At 62.3% G+C, this 17,422-nt stretch carries 16 protein-coding genes; 7 read left to right on the top strand and 9 right to left on the bottom strand.

What is annotated here, in order from left to right; all coding sequences use genetic code 11:
• Positions 1 to 4: 4 nt before the first annotated feature.
• From WKV53_RS21130 to WKV53_RS21115, 4 genes are read right to left on the bottom strand one after another with little or no spacing between them, the layout of a single operon-like run.
• Positions 5 to 493, bottom strand: coding sequence for a DUF5069 domain-containing protein (locus WKV53_RS21130; RefSeq protein ID WP_341406792.1), 489 nt, complete (start codon positions 491 to 493; stop codon positions 5 to 7).
• 41 nt (positions 494 to 534) lie between these two features.
• Positions 535 to 975: a hypothetical protein gene (locus WKV53_RS21125; RefSeq protein ID WP_341406791.1), complete on the bottom strand. Its 441-nt coding sequence runs from the start codon at positions 973 to 975 to the stop codon at positions 535 to 537.
• Between the two features lie 40 nt (positions 976 to 1,015).
• Positions 1,016 to 1,891 (bottom strand): formylglycine-generating enzyme family protein, encoded by an 876-nt coding sequence (locus WKV53_RS21120; RefSeq protein ID WP_341406790.1) that lies wholly within the window; start codon positions 1,889 to 1,891, stop codon positions 1,016 to 1,018.
• 1 nt (position 1,892) lies between these two features.
• Positions 1,893 to 2,810: a hypothetical protein gene (locus tag WKV53_RS21115; protein WP_341406789.1), complete on the bottom strand. Its 918-nt coding sequence runs from the start codon at positions 2,808 to 2,810 to the stop codon at positions 1,893 to 1,895.
• A 118-nt stretch (positions 2,811 to 2,928) separates the two neighbouring features.
• Between WKV53_RS21115 and WKV53_RS21110 the strand changes: the two genes are divergently transcribed.
• Positions 2,929 to 3,969, top strand: a complete 1,041-nt coding sequence (locus WKV53_RS21110) for a DNRLRE domain-containing protein (RefSeq protein ID WP_341406788.1) — start codon at positions 2,929 to 2,931, stop codon at positions 3,967 to 3,969.
• A gap of 4 nt (positions 3,970 to 3,973) precedes the next feature.
• Here WKV53_RS21110 and WKV53_RS21105 read toward each other — a convergent pair whose 3' ends face one another.
• Both WKV53_RS21105 and rseP read right to left on the bottom strand, forming a co-directional pair.
• Complete coding sequence (locus WKV53_RS21105) at positions 3,974 to 5,494, bottom strand: UxaA family hydrolase (RefSeq protein WP_341406787.1); 1,521 nt, start codon at positions 5,492 to 5,494, stop codon at positions 3,974 to 3,976.
• Positions 5,495 to 5,598: 104 nt separating this feature from the next.
• A complete protein-coding gene (gene rseP, locus WKV53_RS21100) occupies positions 5,599 to 7,023 on the bottom strand; it encodes an RIP metalloprotease RseP (protein ID WP_341406786.1) in 1,425 nt (474 codons plus the stop codon).
• Between the two features lie 110 nt (positions 7,024 to 7,133).
• Here rseP and WKV53_RS21095 point away from each other — a divergent pair, with 110 nt between their 5' ends.
• Both WKV53_RS21095 and WKV53_RS21090 read left to right on the top strand, forming a co-directional pair.
• Positions 7,134 to 8,270 carry a hypothetical protein gene (locus WKV53_RS21095; protein ID WP_341406784.1) on the top strand — a complete coding sequence of 379 codons (1,137 nt, stop codon included), beginning with the start codon at positions 7,134 to 7,136 and terminating at the stop codon, positions 8,268 to 8,270.
• A gap of 41 nt (positions 8,271 to 8,311) precedes the next feature.
• Positions 8,312 to 8,488: a hypothetical protein gene (locus WKV53_RS21090; protein WP_341406783.1), complete on the top strand. Its 177-nt coding sequence runs from the start codon at positions 8,312 to 8,314 to the stop codon at positions 8,486 to 8,488.
• Here the strand turns inward: WKV53_RS21090 and WKV53_RS21085 are convergent.
• The 3 genes from WKV53_RS21085 to WKV53_RS21075 form a co-directional block, all read right to left on the bottom strand.
• The gene (locus WKV53_RS21085; protein ID WP_341406782.1) at positions 8,482 to 9,078 is read right to left on the bottom strand and encodes a hypothetical protein; all 597 of its coding nucleotides are present in this window, start codon (positions 9,076 to 9,078) and stop codon (positions 8,482 to 8,484) included. The genes WKV53_RS21090 and WKV53_RS21085 overlap by 7 nt on opposite strands.
• 76 nt (positions 9,079 to 9,154) lie before the next feature.
• Positions 9,155 to 10,684 carry an immunoglobulin domain-containing protein gene (locus WKV53_RS21080; protein WP_341406781.1) on the bottom strand — a complete coding sequence of 510 codons (1,530 nt, stop codon included), beginning with the start codon at positions 10,682 to 10,684 and terminating at the stop codon, positions 9,155 to 9,157.
• Positions 10,685 to 10,839: 155 nt separating this feature from the next.
• A complete protein-coding gene (locus WKV53_RS21075; protein ID WP_341406780.1) occupies positions 10,840 to 11,232 on the bottom strand; it encodes a hypothetical protein in 393 nt (130 codons plus the stop codon).
• 108 nt (positions 11,233 to 11,340) lie between these two features.
• Between WKV53_RS21075 and WKV53_RS21070 the strand changes: the two genes are divergently transcribed.
• The 4 genes from WKV53_RS21070 to WKV53_RS21055 all read left to right on the top strand — a co-directional run bounded on the left by WKV53_RS21070 (position 11,341) and on the right by WKV53_RS21055 (position 17,374).
• The gene (locus WKV53_RS21070) at positions 11,341 to 13,404 is read left to right on the top strand and encodes a S9 family peptidase (protein WP_341406779.1); all 2,064 of its coding nucleotides are present in this window, start codon (positions 11,341 to 11,343) and stop codon (positions 13,402 to 13,404) included.
• Between the two features lie 84 nt (positions 13,405 to 13,488).
• On the top strand, positions 13,489 to 14,040 hold the full coding sequence (locus tag WKV53_RS21065) for a gluconate 2-dehydrogenase subunit 3 family protein (protein ID WP_341406778.1): 552 nt from the start codon (positions 13,489 to 13,491) through the stop codon (positions 14,038 to 14,040).
• A gap of 4 nt (positions 14,041 to 14,044) precedes the next feature.
• Positions 14,045 to 15,760: a GMC oxidoreductase gene (locus WKV53_RS21060; protein WP_341406777.1), complete on the top strand. Its 1,716-nt coding sequence runs from the start codon at positions 14,045 to 14,047 to the stop codon at positions 15,758 to 15,760.
• A gap of 177 nt (positions 15,761 to 15,937) precedes the next feature.
• Positions 15,938 to 17,374: an AAA family ATPase gene (locus WKV53_RS21055; protein ID WP_341406776.1), complete on the top strand. Its 1,437-nt coding sequence runs from the start codon at positions 15,938 to 15,940 to the stop codon at positions 17,372 to 17,374.
• The last annotated feature ends 48 nt before the right edge of the window (positions 17,375 to 17,422 follow it).

Here is a 17,422-nt window from a genome sequence, read left to right as displayed (position 1 = left end):
CCGTTCAGTGGTCGCTGATCAGCGGTGCATCGAGACGCTTCTCCTCGATGTCATAGACGTCGAACCAATGGTAAACCACACGTCCTGGCAGGCATTCCTCGACGTATTCCTCGAGGTAGATCTGCACTTTCGTATCGAGCTCGCTGATGCGCTTGTCACGCATCGCGTTGTTCCAGTGGACCACTTCTCCCTTGCTGCCATTGGTCGCATGCTCGCGGATCCAGCGGTCCATCTCCTCATCACTGCGGCCATCGGCTACCGCCTGCTTGAAAGCCTCCGGACTGATTCCCGCGAAATCGAGGAACATGCGATCGAGAGGACAGGCATAGTGATACTCGCCCTGCGTGCCCGAGAGTTCCGCGCGGCATTTGTCCAGGCACCGGGCGGCGAGGACATAGCCGGCCAGCTTCGTCCGCGGGCTGCGCGGATAGCCGGTGGTGAGATCCTTGGCGAGGCTCCTGACGTTTTCTGGAATGGTGGTGCTTGCACTCATGGCACCTCCGCTTTCGCAAATGGCGGGCCAATCCGGAGCACTCACTCCTTCACCTTCTCCGCCTCGAGGAAATCCTTCACCTTCAGGATCAGGCCGACGTCGCCCTTGGTGCTGCCATAGGCCACGAGCATGATGGAGCAGCGCTCCAGCTCTGCTGGAACCGCAGAAAACGAAACCGAAACGACATCCTTCGGCTGCTCGTGGTTCACCGGATGCGGGTCGAGGCGGGCGGAGGCAAGATGGTTTCCTTTGGCGTCGGAGATCTGGAACTCACAGTAGGTGAGCTTTTCGAAAAAGCCCTCCTTCTTGAATTCCAGCCACACCATCTCCCCGGCATCACCGTTGGGACGGTGTTTCAGGACAACGCCGAGTTCCTTTGCCTCCTTTGGCGTCAGGACGCCCACGTCGATCATCGAGGAGCACGGCAATGTGACCGCCAGCAACATCGCCAGCAGACCCGAGAATTTGGAAAACGATTTCATGGCAGGAGTACGACACACCCGCGGCGAAATCCTTGGAAACTTACTTCACCGGCGAATCCGGCGCGGGCTTCGCAGGAAGATCGAAGACCACCCGAAACCCCTGATTCGGCAACGAAGCCCCCTTCGCCATGCTGCCGATATCGAGCAGGTTGTAGAAGTGGCAGGAATTCTCCGAACACCACCACGAGCCACCGCGTCCGCAGATGCGCGTCTCGGTGATATTGCTCTCCATCCACGGCGCGTGGCCTTCGCAGTATTCGAAGACATTGCCGATCACATCGTGCAGCCCCCACGCATTCGGCGGAAAGCTGCGCACCGGTGCGGTCAGCACGAAGCCATCCTCGCGCGTGTTCTTGAGGTGCGTCTCCCCGTTCCAGACATTGCAGGCCTTTGCGGAAAACTCCGCGCCCCACGGGTAAGGCGTGCCCGCACCCGCCCGGGCGGCAGTCTCCCATTCATCGATCGTCGGCAATCGACCACCCACCCAACGGCAATACGCCCGCGCATCTTCACCCGAGATCTGCGTCACCGGATGATCCGGAAGCTTTTCCGCAGCAGGACCATCCGGACCGAAAGGCAGCCGCCAATTCGCGCCATCCACACGCTTCCATTCCCATTCCGCACTGCCCTCACCACCGGAGAGACTCCAGCCGGTCTTCTCGGCAGTGGTGACATAGCTGGTCGCTTTGACGAAGGCAGCGAACTCCGCATTCGTCGTCTCCGCATCGGAGATCAGAAAGCCATCCGTTTTGAAACGATGCGGCTTGTTGAAGCGATGCTCGGCGGAACCCAGCGCGTATTCGCCCGCCGGCACCCGCACCAGACGGTGATCATTCTTCCCCTGCTCCAGCTTGGTATCCGCCGCACTCGCGAACGCGGCAAAGCCAAGCATCGTCAGCAGCAGCACCCGCCTCATCTCACTCGCTCTTCTCCTTGATCCACTTCTCGGCCGCCGCGCGGACTTCATCGCGAGAGGCACGCGTGTAGGGAACATCCACCGAGGGGTAAGAGGTCACGGGAACCTTCGACACCGGATCGAGCGTGATGTGCCACTCCTTCTTGTCCTCCGGCAGCGGCTGGCCTGGCTTATAGTCGGCGATGCCATCCTCCTGCGCCGCCTTTTTGATGCCCTTCACGTAGGCCTTTTCGAGCGATGATGTCGTCAGGTAGGGCGCATACTTCTTCTCGCGCAGCAGCCGGCCCATCAGAATCACAAGATCACGCTGGGCCACCCGCGATTGGAAAAGCTGGATGCGACGGTCGCGCTTCGCCTCGGGCTCGTTCTCATCATACTGGTCCCTCTCCTCCGACACAAACCAGCCTTGAACCGCCGGTGGGGTCACCTTGGCATCATCCTTCGCCTTGGCGATGCCATCCACGAGCTTCGCCTCCAGCACCAGCAACTCCGGCAGCGCCTCGGTCGCTTCCAGTTCCAGGATAACATCCAACAACAGCGGATTGAGCACCTTCGGATCGCACCCCACCGTCTCGCCATCGAAGTTTTCTTCCGGCTTGGGATCCTGCTTCGGCTCCGCGGGCTTCCGCTTCAGATCGATCTCCGGCAAGCGCGCACGGATCGCTTTCACCAGCGCCTCGCGGTTTGCCTTTATCGCCGCAACGTTCGCCTTCGAGAAAGACGCGCCGGCAAAGCCCGACAACTGGTAAGCGCGATACGGCAGGTCCGACGGCGCGGTCATCACATCGCAAACCTGGGAATACGAGCCGGGAAATTGGATCACCTTGTCGAGCAAGGCAGCGCCTTCGTCCGCGCCTCGCGAGAAAGACGCGAGAGGGAAAACCAGTGCAGCAACCACGGAGAGAATTGGGGGCTTCATGGTTCGGACCGTAGATCAGTGATGTTTCGCTGGCGACTCTGAAAAGCGAACCGGCGACTTCGAGTTCGACTGTTTCTACCGATTCGGAGATAAGGCGTATGACCACTCCTTCGCCACCATGAAAAACCCAGCATTCCGCCATCTTCTTGCCGCCGCTTTGCTCAGTGCCACCGCCTCCGCGGTCACCCTGCCCGCGAGCGAGGACAGCTCCAGCACCAACGGCACTCTGACCGCCGCCGGGCACAAGGCGACCACGCTGGCGGTGAGTTCCTCGCGCCGCGCCTTTGTTTTCTTCGATACGTCCCAGCTGCCGGCCAATGCCAGCATTCGCTACGCCCGGTTGCGGATCTTCGTGCCGAAACTGACCGCGACCGGCAATGGCCTGCAGGTTCATCAAGTGACCGGCGCCTGGAGCGAGTCGGCAGTCTCCGCCGAGCCCGCCTTCAATCCGGCCCCGCTCGGCACGATCCCCGCGAACCAGCTCCCGGCGAAAGGATTCGCCTCCGTGGACGTGACCAGCGCGGTGACTGCATGGCTCACCACACCGGCTAGCAACGAGGGCCTGGCCATCGCCGCCGTGCCAGGAGCATCGACGGCAAACCTCACGCTCGGCTCCAAGGAAGGCAGTAGCACCGGCTACCCTGCCGAACTGGAGGTGGAGCTGGATTCCGGCAAGGTGGTCATCCAAGGCAACGGAGGCACGACCTACCAGATGGCTCCTTCGGCAGACAACTTGTTGCTTCAAAAGATCACCGGCGGAGGAAGCAATCCGGTGCTCACCGTCGACGGAGCAACCAATGACGTCCGGATCGGCATCGGTGGCAAACTCTTCGCGCTCGGAGACAACTCGGTGAGGATCGATGGTGCCTTGAGCCTCGAGGCCACCACTTTCAACACGAACTTCAACGCCAACGACTCGACCTGCGTGTTTTTCTGCAACACCGCATCGAACAATCTCACCATCACCCTGCCCGCCGCGAGCGGCCGGGCGGGACGGTTCTATTTCTTCAAGAAGATCAGTTCGAGCAATGCTCTGACGATCGCTACGTCCGGCGGCAATTCGATCGACAGCGCAGCATCGATCGTCCTGACAACGAACAATTCCTGCCGCATGGTGATGAGCAACGGATCGAACTGGTTCGTGATGTCCTCCCTCTAGGCGATCACATCTGCGCCGAGATATTCCAGGGCACGAACTCACAGTCACCGAAGCCCAGCGCCTCGGACTTGCTCTGGCCCCCGCTGGCGACGCGCAGGATCTCCTGATAGATGCGATCCGCGACCTGTTCGTGCGTTTCCTCGCCGTCCGCAATCGTCCCGGCGTTGATGTCCATGTCTTCCTCCATGTGGCGGAACATCGGAGTATTCGTCGCGATCTTGATGGACGGCGTCGGCTTGTAGCCGAAGACCGAGCCACGACCGGTCGTGAAGCACAGCAGATTCGAGCCACCCGCGACCTGTCCGGTCACGCCCATCGGATCGTAGCCGGGAGTATCCATCATCGACATGCCACGCTCCTTTACCGGCTCGGCATAGCGGAGCACCGAGACCAGATTCGTGGACCCCGCCTTGCACACGGCGCCGAGGGACTTCTCGAGGATCGTGGTAAGCCCGCCGGCCTTGTTGCCCGGCGTCGGGTTATTGTTGATCTCGCCATCCAGCTTCGCAGCGTAGTCTTCCCACCAGCGGATACGCTCGATGAGTGCCTCACCGACTTCCGGACGCACGGCACGACGCGTGAGCAAATGCTCCGCCCCATAAACCTCCGGCGTTTCGGCAAGCACCGCCGAGCCGCCCTGCGCCACCAGCCGGTCTACCGCGAGACCCAGCGCGGGATTCGCCGTGATCCCTGACAAGCCATCCGAGCCACCGCACTGCAGCGCCACGATGAGTTCGCTCGCTGGCACTTCTTCACGTCGTGCCTGGTTCGCAGCGGGCAAGACGTCAGAAAGGAGCTTTTCAATACACGCCTCGATGGTCTTCCGCGTGCCGCCCATCTGTTGGATGGTCATGTAGTGCATGCTGCCTGAAGGCGGCTTACCGAAGGCCTCCACCATCGCCGGGATCTGGTTCGTCTCGCAACCGAGACCGACCATCATCACCGCGCCGAAGTTCGGGTGGCGCACGTGACCCCAGATCGTGCGCTGGAGCATCGCGAAGGCCTCGTTGCGATTGGAGATGCAGCAGCCGAGGCCATGGGTGATCGCGATCACGGCATCGACGTTGGGGAAATTTTCTAACAGCCCGCGCTTCTCGACCTCGCGCACCACGTGGTGCGCCACGGTGGCCGAGCAGTTCACCGAGGAAATGATGCCGACGTAGTTGCGCGTGCCGGTCTTCCCGTCGCCACGGCGATAGCCCATGAAGGTATCGCGCTGGTCCTCCGGCACGTAGGCTGTCGGCTTCGCCAGGCTTCCGTGGGCATAGTCGTCGGTGTGGTCCGACATGCCGAGATTGTGGCTGTGGACGTGCTCACCCGCGGCGATGGCCCGCGTCGCATGGCCGATCACCTGGCCGTATTTGAAAACCGCACCCCCTTCCGCGATGTCGCGCAGCGCCACCTTGTGCCCGCGCGGCACGCTGCCACGGACGGCCGCGCCACCGGGCAAGGCCTCGCCCTCAGGCAAATCGGCAAGGGCGACGGCGACAGGGTCCTCGGGATGAAGCAGGAAGATGCGGTTCATGGCGGATCTCCCGTCTGACTGCCGCAAGCGCGGCTGAACAGAACGGAAGCTCCGCGAATAAACGGACTTGGATTCCGGATACCCAGCGCGAGGGCCGGACTACCTCAATTCGCCGGGAACACGTACTCCTCGGGCTTCTTTGTTTCGTCACCCGGCTGGATCCCGTCCCCGATGTCCTTGCTGGTGACGAAGATCATCACGCTGAAGAGCAGCATCGCGAAGCCGATCTGCACGTATTCCAGAAGCTTCGCACGCACCGGGCGGCCCTTCAGCTGCTCAAGCAATGCAAGCGTGATGTGCCCGCCATCCAGCACCGGGAAGGGCAGCATGTTCAGGATCGCGAGATTGATATTGAGCAGCACCATGAAACCGAGGATGCGCTGCACCGGGTGATCCATCCGCAGCATCCGGTACTGCAGCTTGAAGATTCCGACCGGGCCGCTGAGGTGGCCCACCCCCAGGCTCGACTTCGGCGAAATCACCCGGGTGATGGTCAGCCACATCTGCTTCAGGGTATCGGAGATCTGCTCTCCGGCGCTCGGCTTGAAGATGTGGTTCTCGTAGACGATGCCCGGCTGGAAGCTCAGCCCGAGCATGGCATTCTTGCCCTCCGGTTTGAGCGGGACGCGCGGACGGATGGTCATCTCGACCAGCTGTTCCTTGCGCTCGAAGACGAACTTGATCGGCGTCTCACCCTTCGAGCGGATGTAGGTCACGACCTCATCTGGATTGGTGAATTCCTTCCCGTCCATGGAGACGAGCCGGTCGCCGTCTTCCACGCCGGCGGCTTCCGCAGGCGAGCCCTTGAGCGCGTTACCGGCATAGACCCAGCCGGTTTCCGGCTGGATGCCCACTTGCCGCAGCGCCTTCCGCTGCCACCAGCGGGTCGGCGGAATTTCGAAATGAGAAGTCAGCTGCAGCGGCTTGGCCTCGCCGGGACGCTCCACGGTGAAGTTGATGTCATCACCCTCACTGGTGACGATCTGCGTGAAGATGCTGTCCAGGCGGCCGTCCCAGCCATTGACGGGGCTGCCATTGATGTGGGTGATCCGGTCGCCCGCCTTCAGGCCGGCCTTTTCACCTGGGCTACCTTCCATCACCTCGGCGATCGTTTGCGTCGGCGCGAAATCCTTCGGCTTGCCAACAATGGAAACGCCGATCGCCGCAGTCAGCGCCAGCAGGAACGAAAACAGCGGACCGGCAAAGGCGACGATGATCTTGTCGATCGGCTTGATCGCCGGCAGCGGCTCGCGATCCAGGTTGCCGCCCTCGATCGTTTCCATCGGGGCCATCTGCGGTAGCGCGACGAAACCACCGGCCGGAATCCAGCCGAGACCCCATTGCACGCCATTGATGGTCTTGCTCCAGATCGGCTTGCCAAACCAGATTTGGAAGCGGTCGATCTTCAGACCGCGCCACTTTGCCGCCCAGTAGTGGCCGAGTTCGTGAACGAAAATGATCAAATTGAAGACCACGAGGATCACCAGAATCAGGAGGGCGATCTGCGGAATGGTGCTGAGGGATGCCATGTGATTGCAGGCATAGCGTAGCCGCGACCGTCAATGCTTCAAGAAGTTAAACCCAGCCGACACTCTAGCAGGGTTGACGCGGCCCCCGGCTTCCCCGGAGACTGTGGTCCGTGGCTTGCAGAATCGACCAGGCCGTGGTGCGCGGCGAGATCGACAACACGGTCGAGGGGAAAACCGCCGGCTGGGTCTGGCTGGCGGGTCGCGAGCAGCCGGTGACGCTGGAATTGAGCGGCGATTGCTGGCGCGACCTCGCCGGCGCGCGCCTGACTTTCCGCAATCCCCAGCCGCACGTGCAGGATGGCCTCGCGCTGGAGGCCGTGCAGCGCGGGGTGGTCGGCGACATGACGGCTTCGCGGAAAACCAAGGCACTGCTCGTTTCAGACGAGGAAGCCCATGCCCTGCGGGCGAACGGCCAGGATCCGCCCTTCAGCTGGAAAAACGCATTGTATCTCGAATGGTTCAGCGAGGCGAACGGCCGGATCCTCATTGAGAGCAATGGCTTCGAGCTGCATATCTCCGACCGCGCCTGGAAAATGGACGAGGACGCCGAGGAGGCCCAGAAACTCGCCAATCTCCACGCCATGCGCGATTGCATGGCCCAGCTGATCCGGCGCGTGGACCCCATGGCCGGCGACGACGAATTTGTCTGGGAGGAGCGGCTGAAGGAGTCCGAGCGCCTCACCGAGGCCTTCGTGGAAGTCCGCGAAAAATACGGCGACGATCCGGACGCCCAGCGCAAGGAGGCCTTCGCCATGGGCTGGGATGGGCTGCTCGATGCGCTCGCCCGCGAGGGCGAACAACAGGGCGACGGCGAAGGAGACGACGGGGATTCGTGGCTGGAGGACCCCGAGTTCGAGGAGCAGGAAGAGACCTGGGACCCGGATGCGCTCTTCATCCAGCACCCGCTGCAGGAAAAGGCGCAGGAGATCGTGCTCCGCGGCATCGACCTGACCCGGGCCGGTGGCCAGCATCCCGCGGCTGACGTTTTGAACCGCACCCTCATGCAGGTGGCCGGCAAGATGGCCGGCGCGCTGAATGGCGGCGACTATGCCCGCGAGACCGGCTTCGTCCTGGCCCTCCTGAAGCGCTGCCTGAATTGGCAAAACGAGGCGCTCGCTGCCTGCATGGAGCTAATCGATATCGCTGACGACCCCGATCACCAGCGGGCCATGGAAGCCCTGCGCGATTCCATTTTCGAACTTCGGGAGGACATCGTGAACCTCCGAAAAGAGCTTAAGGAAAATTAAGCGATTGCATCGCTACAAATACGAGTTACCACGTTCGCCCCATGATGAAGCTGTATGCATTCGCCGCGCTTGCCGTTGTCGTCACCCTGAGCTCCTGCAATACCGCGATCGGCTTCGGCCGTGACATGCGCCTGCTGGGCACGGGCATCGAGAACAAGTCCCACGGCCGCACTTGGAACGGTCAGGAACAGCAGCAGGAAAACCTGCCGACCTACTGACCCTCAGGGATTTCTTCTTCATCGGGGCCGGGCTGTGGATTGGCCGCCAGCCAAGCGCGTGCCGCATCCCCGGTCGCGAATTGCTCCCCCGTGATGTTTTCCAGTTCGAGCTTGGCCGTGTCGCGGATCTCTTCGTCGGGGTTTTCCATGGCAGCGGCGTAGATCTGGATCCGGAGGTTTTCGTCCGGTGAGGCGTCGCTGGTCACGAGCATGTAGTTGGCGATGTCCGGCCGACCTTCCTTGGCCGCTTGCTTGATGAGAAGAGGTCCGATTTCCCGCCAGTATTCAGGATCCTTCATTGCCGAAACCCGGTCGAGCTCCACCACCAGCTCCTGGCTCAGGCCACGCGCCCACAACAGCTCAAGCTCCTTGGCCGCCAAGGCCTTCCGGTCGACGATCTCGGGCCGAGGCGTCTTCTTCGGTGGGGCGGGCTGGGCCGCGGAGCCGGAGAAATTGGCCTTGGAGCCACCTTTGCCACCGCCGGCAACGCTGTCTTGATCCGGCGTCGAACGATTGAAAATGACGCAGGCAAGCACCACGGCTGCCACGGCGAGGGCCAGTCCGATAAGGGTGGTTCGGGAAAGTTTCATGGGACAAAAATCCCGCCAAGCCGGTGGGCTTGGCGGGAAGAATCACGTGTGAACCAAGCGGTTCCGAAGGAATCGGTCAGGGTGCCGTGGTGATCACGCACTCGACCGTGGTGATCGTCTGCACCGGGGCGGCGCTAGTTGCGATCATGCGGTAGGTGCCGGGACCATTCGCGGCCGCATCGTTGCCGTTGACGGTGAAGGTGGCACTCGTGCCGCCACTACCCGCGGGAATATCCACGAAGGTCGTGGAACCGGGCGCTGCCTTCGACCACTGGCGCGAGGCAACAGCCGGGTTGGCTGCTGCGTTGACGACCGGCGACAGGACGAGAGTTCCGGAGAATGCTACGGAATTCGTGCGCGGCAGGTTGGTGGTGAAGCAGAAGGTCGTTCCTGCCACGGCGGTGGTCACGTTGCAGACCGTGCTGGAGATGGTCCCTGCCGAGGTGGTCACGTCGAGACGGTAGAAGCCCGCGCCGGTGTTGGTTTCACCCGGAATGACCGTCAGCCTGCGGACGTTGCTCGTCGGAGGTGACGCAACCGGGTTGAATGGACCCGCGGCAGCAGTGGCCTTGAACCACTGGAAAGTCGGCGGCGTCACCGGAGTCGGGTTCAGCGTGGGGACGAAGGTAAACGAATTCGCGCCATTGAGCGTCAATGTCGCCGGAATATCCGCCAGGAAGGCGGTGACGACCGGGGTCACCACCAGGGTATTGCTGGTGTCCGAGCCGACGGCATTGGTGACCACGACCTTGTAGCTGCCGGCACCGGTGGTCGCTTGGGCACCGGTGATAACCAGGGAAGCCGTGGTGGCTCCGGCAATCGCGACGTTGTTCTTGTACCACTGGAAGGTGGGAGCGGCAAAGGTGTCGCCCGAACCTGGGAACACGTCCGGATCCAGTGCGACGGTGTAGGTTTTCGAAACCCCATCCTGAATGGTGTCAGTCAAGGGAAGATCGGTCGTGATCTCGGGAGCTTCACCTGCGATGCGAACGTAGTTCTGAAGCTTCAGGCGGGCGATCAGTTCAGCCTGCACACCGGCCAGGGTGTCGGCGCGTACCGCCACTGGAGCTCCGCTGCCGCTCACCACCGAGCGCAGGGTTGAGGAACCGGCCGTAAGGACCCGCGGGCCGGCCAAGGCATCGCTGCCACCGGTCTGGAAGGCCGTCTGGTCAAAGCTCAGGCGATTCGGGAAGTTCGTGCCAAGCGCGGTGCCGGAGAAAGGAATCTGCGGGTTGGGCGTAGCGGCCACCAGCACGGGAGCCAGCATGTGACCGTAAAGGCGGAGGCCGCCAGTCTCGCCGGAGATGAGGTCCGCGCGGAATTCGGTGAAATCGGTGTCGATGGTGTAGTACTTGGTCACATCGCCGCCATCGCGAATCGCCCCATATTCGATGTAGGTCGCCTTGTTCGGCGTTGCGGTCGACACCGTGCTATCCAGGATCAGATAGCCGCGGGTGGTGCCCACCGTTCCCGGATTCGAGATGATGGTGCCAGCCGGGGCGTTCACGCCGCGCTCTTTGAAGGAGACACCCGTGACGTTGATGGCGCCATGGGTGGTTGCTACCAGGGAGGTAGCTGCAAGGGTTTTGAGGAGAGTCGATTTCATCTTCAACCGGCTATTATCTGTACAAAAATCGCCCGGCAACTGGGAATTTCCGCATCTATCCGAAATATCCCTGCGCGGTGCCGACAACGCTCGTGAAGACCCGTAGATCTTCGAAAAAGGTCAGCCACGCCTAACAAAATCGCGCGAAATGCGACTCACCGGCGGCTCACCCGATAGCCTTGGATGAACTCGTCGCGCACCGCCCGGGGAACGACATTCGCATGCCGCGCCGGGTCTGCCGTTTGGCCGGCGAGCTGGTCACGCCGGCCGTATTCCTGCCCGAGCTGATAGGCCCGCTGCCGGCTCCACGGATTGTCGTTCGGGTAGCGATAGCCGTCCTGGTATCCTAACAGATAGTCCGCCCCTTCCCCCGTCTTCGGCGCGGACGCACGCCCCGCGCGCTTGTCCCCGCTGCCATCCTTGTGGCCCTGTCGATAGGCCCCGGACTCGTTCCCGCGCCACGGCAGGGTATTGGCCTCGCTGGCAGGCACGGCGGTCGCGGGCGCACACGAAGGAATCGGCATCAGCAGCGCGAGCAGCAAAAGCATCGGCCATTTCCCCACCCTTCGCTGCAAGTTCGGCACGTGACCCGCGATTCGCTGGAGACGGTGAAGGGGGAGCGATGATCTCATCGTTTTGCTAGCCATATTCCGGCCATGAAATTCCGTCCAGCCCTCCTTGCCACCTGCCTCCTCATCACGGTGGCGCACGCCGACCACGGCAATCTCGCCGACTTCAATGAGCTCACCGGCCGCTGGTACGGCGTGGCCAAGACCAAAGTCCTCAACGAATCCATCGATGTCCGTTGGGCTCCCGACGACTCGGCCGTCTTCTATCAGCTGGAGACGGCGGACGGGAAACACGCGATGAAATTGAACCCGGCCACCGGCAAGGCGGACGCCGCCACCGACAAGGACCCGGTGCCCGAAGCCCGCCCGGAGGAGCGCCGCGGAAACCGCCGCCGCGATCGCCCCGGCCCGCGCGGCTCATGGAAGTCCCCGGACGCTCGCTGGGAAGTCTCGCTGCGCAATGGCGAGCTCATCCTGCGCGATACCAAGGAAAACTCCGAGCGCTCCCTCGCGAAGGCCGATGCCGCGGGTGCCTTCGCCGGCGAACCGCTGTGGGCCCCGGATTCGTCCCGCTTCGCGATGTGGAAGGAAAAGGACGTCGAGGAACGGGTGGTCCACTACATCGAGTCCTCACCGAAGGACCAGCTCCAGCCGAAGCACTTCACCAACTCCTACCCCAAGCCGGGCGACGTGATCGACACCCGCGCGCCGTGGGTCTTCTTCACCGGCAAGGACGAACCCATCGCCGCCGATCCAAAGCTGATCGAGAACCCTTTCGAGTGCGACAATCTCGCGTGGCGCGGCGACTCGAAGCGCCTGACCTTCGAGTTCACCGAGCGCGGCTTCGGCAAGCACAACGTCATCGAGATCGACAGCGCCACCCGCCAGCAGCGCGTGCTCGTCCGCGAGGAAAGCGACACCTTCGTCTTCGTGTCCGGCAACTCCTTCCGCCGCGACCTCAACGATGGCGAGGAGATTCTCTGGATGTCCGAGCGCGATGGCTGGAAGCACCTCTACCTGCTCGATGGCCGCGACGGCTCCACCAAGCGCCAGCTTACCAAGGGCGAATGGATCGTCCGCGAGGTCGTGAACGTGGATGAGGAAAACCGCGAGGTGCTCCTGAAAATCTCCGGCTGCTACAAGGATCAGGACCCCTACTACATCCACTACGCCCGCGTCTCGATCGACACCGGCAAGCTGATCCCGCTTACCCAGGCAAACGGCACGCACGATCGCTTCGAGCGTTCGCCCGGTGGGAAATACTACACTTGCCGTTGGTCGCGGGTGAACAAGTCACCCGTCACCGAACTCCGGAGCTGGGCCGACGGCAAACTCATCGCCACCCTCGCCGAAGCGGACGACTCGAAACTCCGCGCCACCGGCTGGCCGCTGGCCGAGCCCTTCGCCTCCAAGGATCGCGACGGCAAGTTCGACATTTATGGCGTCGTTTGCCTGCCGCCTGACTTCGACCCCGCGAAGAAATACCCGGTCATCGAGCACATCTACGCCGGTCCTCAGGACTCTTTCGTCCCGAAAGCTTGGAACCCATGGATGATCCCGAAGCACGAGGTTGCGGTCCACGGATTCATCGTGGTGCAGATCGATGGCAAGGGCACCGCCAACCGCTGCGCGGAATTCCATCACTTCTGCTACAAGAATCTCAAGGACGCCGGCTTCCCCGACCGCATTGCATGGCTGAAAGAGGCCGCGAAAAAATGGCCGCAGATGGACCTCGACCGCGTCGGCATCTTCGGCGGCTCGGCCGGCGGCCAGAATGCCCTCGGCGCCCTCCTCTTTCACGGCGACTTCTACAAGGCCGCCGCCGCCGACTGCGGCTGCCATGACAACCGCATGGATAAGATCTGGTGGAACGAGCAGTGGATGGATTGGCCCGTCGGCCCGGAATACGCCGACAACTCGAACGTCACCCACGCCAAGAACCTCAAAGGCGCCTTGCTCCTCACCGTCGGCGAGGTCGACACCAACGTGGACCCCTCCTCCACCTATCAGGTCATCAATGCCCTGATCGCCGCCGACAAGGACTTCGAGTTCCTCCCCATGACCGGCAAGAACCACGGCTCCGGCGAGGAACGCTACGGCCAACGCCGCCGCGTTGATTTCTTCCGCGCCCACCTCGGTGGCCCGCGCTGAGGACATCCACGCTCCCCCATTCACGGGAGAGGGCAGGCTTTTGCTCGCCCGCGGCCCCTCGAAAGGGTTAATCATGGCAAACCCATGGACCGCCGGGAAATCCTCAAAGTCATGGCGCTCACCTTCGGCGGCTCACTTGCCCTGCCGGAGAGCGCCTTCGCCAAGCTCGCCGAACCATTCGATCCGTCGAAGCTAACCTTTTTCACCAAGCCCCAGCGCGAACTCGTCGCGGTCCTTGCGGAGACGATCATCCCGAAAACCGACACTCCGGGAGCGATCGATGCCGGCGTTCCCGCGCTGATCGAACTGATCGCCCAGGATTGCCTGCCCGAAAGCGATCAGAAGGTGATCCTCGAAGGTCTCGGCACCGTGGAAACCCACGCCGCGGATCAGTCCAAGAAGCCCTTTGCCCAGCTCGCGACCGCGGAGCGCATCACCCTGCTAACCGCCATGGAGAACGAGGCGAAGCAAGCCGGGAACACCAAGGCCTTCATCCGCCAGTTCAAGGACCTCACCAAGTTCTGCTTCGTGAACTCCGAGATCGGTGCGACCCAGGCCTTCGAGTTCACCCTCGTCCCCGGACGTTGGGATGCCGCCATGGACCTCAAGCCCGGCCAGAAGGCCTACTCGATCTGAAGCCATGGCCACCAACCTCAATCTCAAGGGCAAGGCGGAGCATACCTACGACGCCATCGTCGTCGGCTCCGGGATCTCCGGCGGCTGGGCTGCCAAGGAGCTGTGCGAAAAAGGACTCAAGACGCTGGTGCTCGAGCGCGGCCGCGACGTGAAGCACATCGAGGGCTACGACACCACGATGAGCGCGCCGTGGCAGCTCTCCCACCTCAACCGGCCCACCCGCCAGATGCTGGAGGACCAAAAGGTCCAGAACCGCACCGGCTACACCGTGACGCCCGCCCACGGGCAGTACTTCGTCAACGACAAGGAGAACCCCTACATCGAGGAAAAGCGCTTCGACTGGATGCGCGGCTACCACAAGGGCGGCCGCTCGCTCCTGTGGGGCAAGCAGAGCTACCGGCTCTCGCCCATGGACTTCGAAGCGAATGCCAAGGACGGCATCGCCATCCCGTGGCCGATCAATTACGCCGACCTCGCCCCGTGGTATGACCACGCCGAGAAGTTCGCCGGCATCAGCGGCTCGCTCGAAGGCCTCGACCAACTCCCCGACGGCATCTTCCAGCCGCCGATGGCACTCACTCCCGCCGAGCTCGATTTCAAGAAGGCCGTCGAAGCGAAGTGGCCGGGCCGCAAGGTCATCCCCGGCCGCGTGGCGCATCTCACCGCACCGACCCCCGAGCAGCTCGCCCTCGGCCGTTCCTCCTGCATGTACCGGAATCTCTGCATGCGCGGCTGTCCCTACGGCGCGTATTTCAGTAGTCAGGCCGCCACGCTGAAGGCCGCGGAGAACACGGGGAACATGACCCTGCGCCCGCACTCGATCGTCCACTCGGTAATCTTCGACGATGAGACGGACAAGGCCATCGGCGTCCGCTTGATCGACGAGCTCACCAAGGAAACCACCGAGTTCTTCGCCAAGATCATCTTCCTCAATGCCTCGACCGTCGCCTCCACCGCGATCCTGATGCATTCGAAATCCAAGCGCTTCCCCGAAGGCATGGACGAGAGCGGCTCGCTCGGCCGCAACCTGATGGACCACCACCTCGGCGTCGGTGCCACCGGCGTCTTCGAGGAACACCTCGACAAGATCACCTACGGCCGCCGTCCGAACGGCATCTATATTCCGCGTTACCGCAATCACACCGAGAAGCCCACCCGCAGTTACCTCCGCGGCTACGGCTATCAGGGCGGCGGCCTTCGCCAAGGATGGACACGGCAGATCGACGGCTTCGGCGAGGAATTCAAAAAGCAGCTCACTTCATTTGGCCCGTGGGGCGTGGGCATCGGAGGTTTTGGCGAATGCCTGCCCTACGCCGACAACCGCATCTGGCTCCATCCCGACAAGACCGACCAGTGGGGCCTGCCACTCGTTGTCGCCAACGCGGCGTTCCGCGAGAACGAGATCAACATGCGCCTCGATATGCGCGACGACGCCGTCGCGATGCTGGAGGCGATGGGCGCCAAGGACATCCAGTCCTACAACAACGAGCCCGCCATCGGCCTCGGCATTCACGAGATGGGCACCGCCCGCATGGGTGACTCGCCGAAGAATTCGGTGCTCAACAAGTGGAACCAAGTCTGGGGCGCGCCGAACGTCTTTTGCACCGACGGTTCCGCGATGACCTCCGCCGGTTGCCAAAACCCCTCCCTCACCTACATGGCGCTGACAGCCAGGGCCGTGGACCACGCGGTCAGCGAGGCGAAGAAGGGCAATATCTGAGCGCCCCTTCCGGCCATCCGGTCGATTTCGTGCCGAAAAAACCGCCCGAATTTCAGGCACCAAATCAACACATCGTCGATTTCGTGCCCGAAAATTACCACCAATCTCCGGCACCAAATTGACAAAACGTCGATTTCGTGCCAGAAATTCTCTGCCACTTTCCGGCACCAAATCGACATGGACGGCTACATCGGCAGGCAGGCGGAGCGCCGTGAATTCACCGAACTCCTGAAAAAAAGAACCGCCTCTCTGGTGACCTGCCAAGGTCGCCGGAGGGTCGGCAAGAGCCGTTTCATCGAAGAGTGTGCCGCAGCAGCCAATCATTTCCTCTCCTTCATCGGCCTGCCGCCGCGCGAAGGAATCACCAAACAGGAACAGCTCGATTCCTTCTCCGGCCATCTAACAAAACAGACCGCGGCTCCGCGCGTGGTGCTGCCGGATTGGCCCACTGCCTTCCAACTCCTCGCCAGCCAACTTCCTACAAAAGGCTCGGTGGTTGTGCTGCTCGATGAGATTTCCTGGATGGCCATCGGTGACCAGGACTTCGCCGGTCATTTGAAAACCGCGTGGGACCAGCTTTTCTCCAAAATCCCTGGCCTAACCCTCGTCCTGTGCGGCTCGGTATCCTCATGGATCGAGGAAAACATCCTCAATAGCACCGGCTTTGTCGGACGCTGTTCGTGGCAATTCCATCTCAAGCCGCTGCCGCTCGCCGAATGCGTCGCCTTCTGGGGAAAGCGCGCTTCCCGGGTGGCCGCCGCCGACAAATGGCGCGTCCTCGCCGTCACCGGCGGCGTGCCCAGCTATCTCGAGCAGATCGTGCCCACCCGCAGTGCCGAGGAAAATATCGAGCGCCTCTGCTTTCATCAGGGCGGCATGCTCTTCCACGAATTCGAGCGCATCTTCCATGATATCTTCACCCGCCGCGCCGCGACCTGCCGGGACATCGTCAGCACGCTGGTGAGCGGACCGAAATCCCTTCAGCAAATCAGCGAGGCACTCGAACGCGAACGCGGCGGCAGCCTCGGCGACGCGCTCACCGATCTGGAACTCGCCGGCTTCCTCCGCAAGGACCGCTTCTTCGACCCCGCCACCGGCAAGACCCGCCCTCGCGATCACCGCTACCGCATCGCTGACAACTACCTCCGCTTTTACCTGAAGTACATCGAACCGGCCAAGGAACGCATCCTCAAGGGACTCTATCAGCGCCAGCCCATCGAGACGCTGGAAGCCTGGGACGCCATCATGGGCCATCAGTTCGAGACGCTCGTGCTCGATAGCCTCGACGAGGTCTTCGAGCGCCTCGGCTTAAAAAACCGCGCCGTCCTCAATGCCGGTCCCTATGCCCAAGGCAAAACCCTGCGCCTGCAGGCCTGTCAGGTCGACCTCATGATCCGGACCCGCCAGGCGGTCTACGTCTGCGAGCTGAAATTCCGCCGTCACATCGGCCCGGGCGTAATCGACGAAGTCCGCGAAAAGGTCGCCCGCCTGAAGCTGCCGAAAACCCAGACCGTCCGCACCATTCTGATCCATTCCGGCGAACTGGACCCATCCATTGAGGCATCGGATTATTTCGACCACCTTCTCAATGCCGATGAGTGGGTGATGGGATAAGATGATCGCTGCCACGGAAATCCCGTGGATTTGACCAGTCGAACGCGT

The sequence above is a fragment of the Luteolibacter sp. Y139 genome, from assembly GCF_038066715.1.
Classification (GTDB): Bacteria; Verrucomicrobiota; Verrucomicrobiia; order Verrucomicrobiales; family Akkermansiaceae; genus Haloferula; species Haloferula soli.
The sequence above is the reverse complement of the archived record's forward strand: the minus strand, read 5'-3'. Positions and strand labels throughout refer to the sequence as shown.

Excerpts from the sequence above, each read along its gene's own strand:
- WKV53_RS21070 (WP_341406779.1), top strand. The coding sequence starts at position 11,341 with ATGAAATTCCGTCCAGCCCTCCTTGCCACCTGCCTCCTCATCACGGTG.
- WKV53_RS21055 (WP_341406776.1), top strand. The coding sequence starts at position 15,938 with ATGGACGGCTACATCGGCAGGCAGGCGGAGCGCCGTGAATTCACCGAA.
- WKV53_RS21090 (WP_341406783.1), top strand. The coding sequence starts at position 8,312 with ATGATGAAGCTGTATGCATTCGCCGCGCTTGCCGTTGTCGTCACCCTG.
- WKV53_RS21120 (WP_341406790.1), bottom strand. The coding sequence starts at position 1,891 with ATGAGGCGGGTGCTGCTGCTGACGATGCTTGGCTTTGCCGCGTTCGCG.
- rseP (WP_341406786.1), bottom strand. The coding sequence starts at position 7,023 with ATGGCATCCCTCAGCACCATTCCGCAGATCGCCCTCCTGATTCTGGTG.
- WKV53_RS21065 (WP_341406778.1), top strand. The coding sequence starts at position 13,489 with ATGGACCGCCGGGAAATCCTCAAAGTCATGGCGCTCACCTTCGGCGGC.
- WKV53_RS21105 (WP_341406787.1), bottom strand. The coding sequence starts at position 5,494 with ATGAACCGCATCTTCCTGCTTCATCCCGAGGACCCTGTCGCCGTCGCC.
- WKV53_RS21110 (WP_341406788.1), top strand. The coding sequence starts at position 2,929 with ATGAAAAACCCAGCATTCCGCCATCTTCTTGCCGCCGCTTTGCTCAGT.
- WKV53_RS21085 (WP_341406782.1), bottom strand. The coding sequence starts at position 9,078 with ATGAAACTTTCCCGAACCACCCTTATCGGACTGGCCCTCGCCGTGGCA.
- WKV53_RS21060 (WP_341406777.1), top strand. The coding sequence starts at position 14,045 with ATGGCCACCAACCTCAATCTCAAGGGCAAGGCGGAGCATACCTACGAC.
- WKV53_RS21130 (WP_341406792.1), bottom strand. The coding sequence starts at position 493 with ATGAGTGCAAGCACCACCATTCCAGAAAACGTCAGGAGCCTCGCCAAG.
- WKV53_RS21075 (WP_341406780.1), bottom strand. The coding sequence starts at position 11,232 with ATGCTTTTGCTGCTCGCGCTGCTGATGCCGATTCCTTCGTGTGCGCCC.
- WKV53_RS21125 (WP_341406791.1), bottom strand. The coding sequence starts at position 975 with ATGAAATCGTTTTCCAAATTCTCGGGTCTGCTGGCGATGTTGCTGGCG.
- WKV53_RS21080 (WP_341406781.1), bottom strand. The coding sequence starts at position 10,684 with ATGAAATCGACTCTCCTCAAAACCCTTGCAGCTACCTCCCTGGTAGCA.
- WKV53_RS21115 (WP_341406789.1), bottom strand. The coding sequence starts at position 2,810 with ATGAAGCCCCCAATTCTCTCCGTGGTTGCTGCACTGGTTTTCCCTCTC.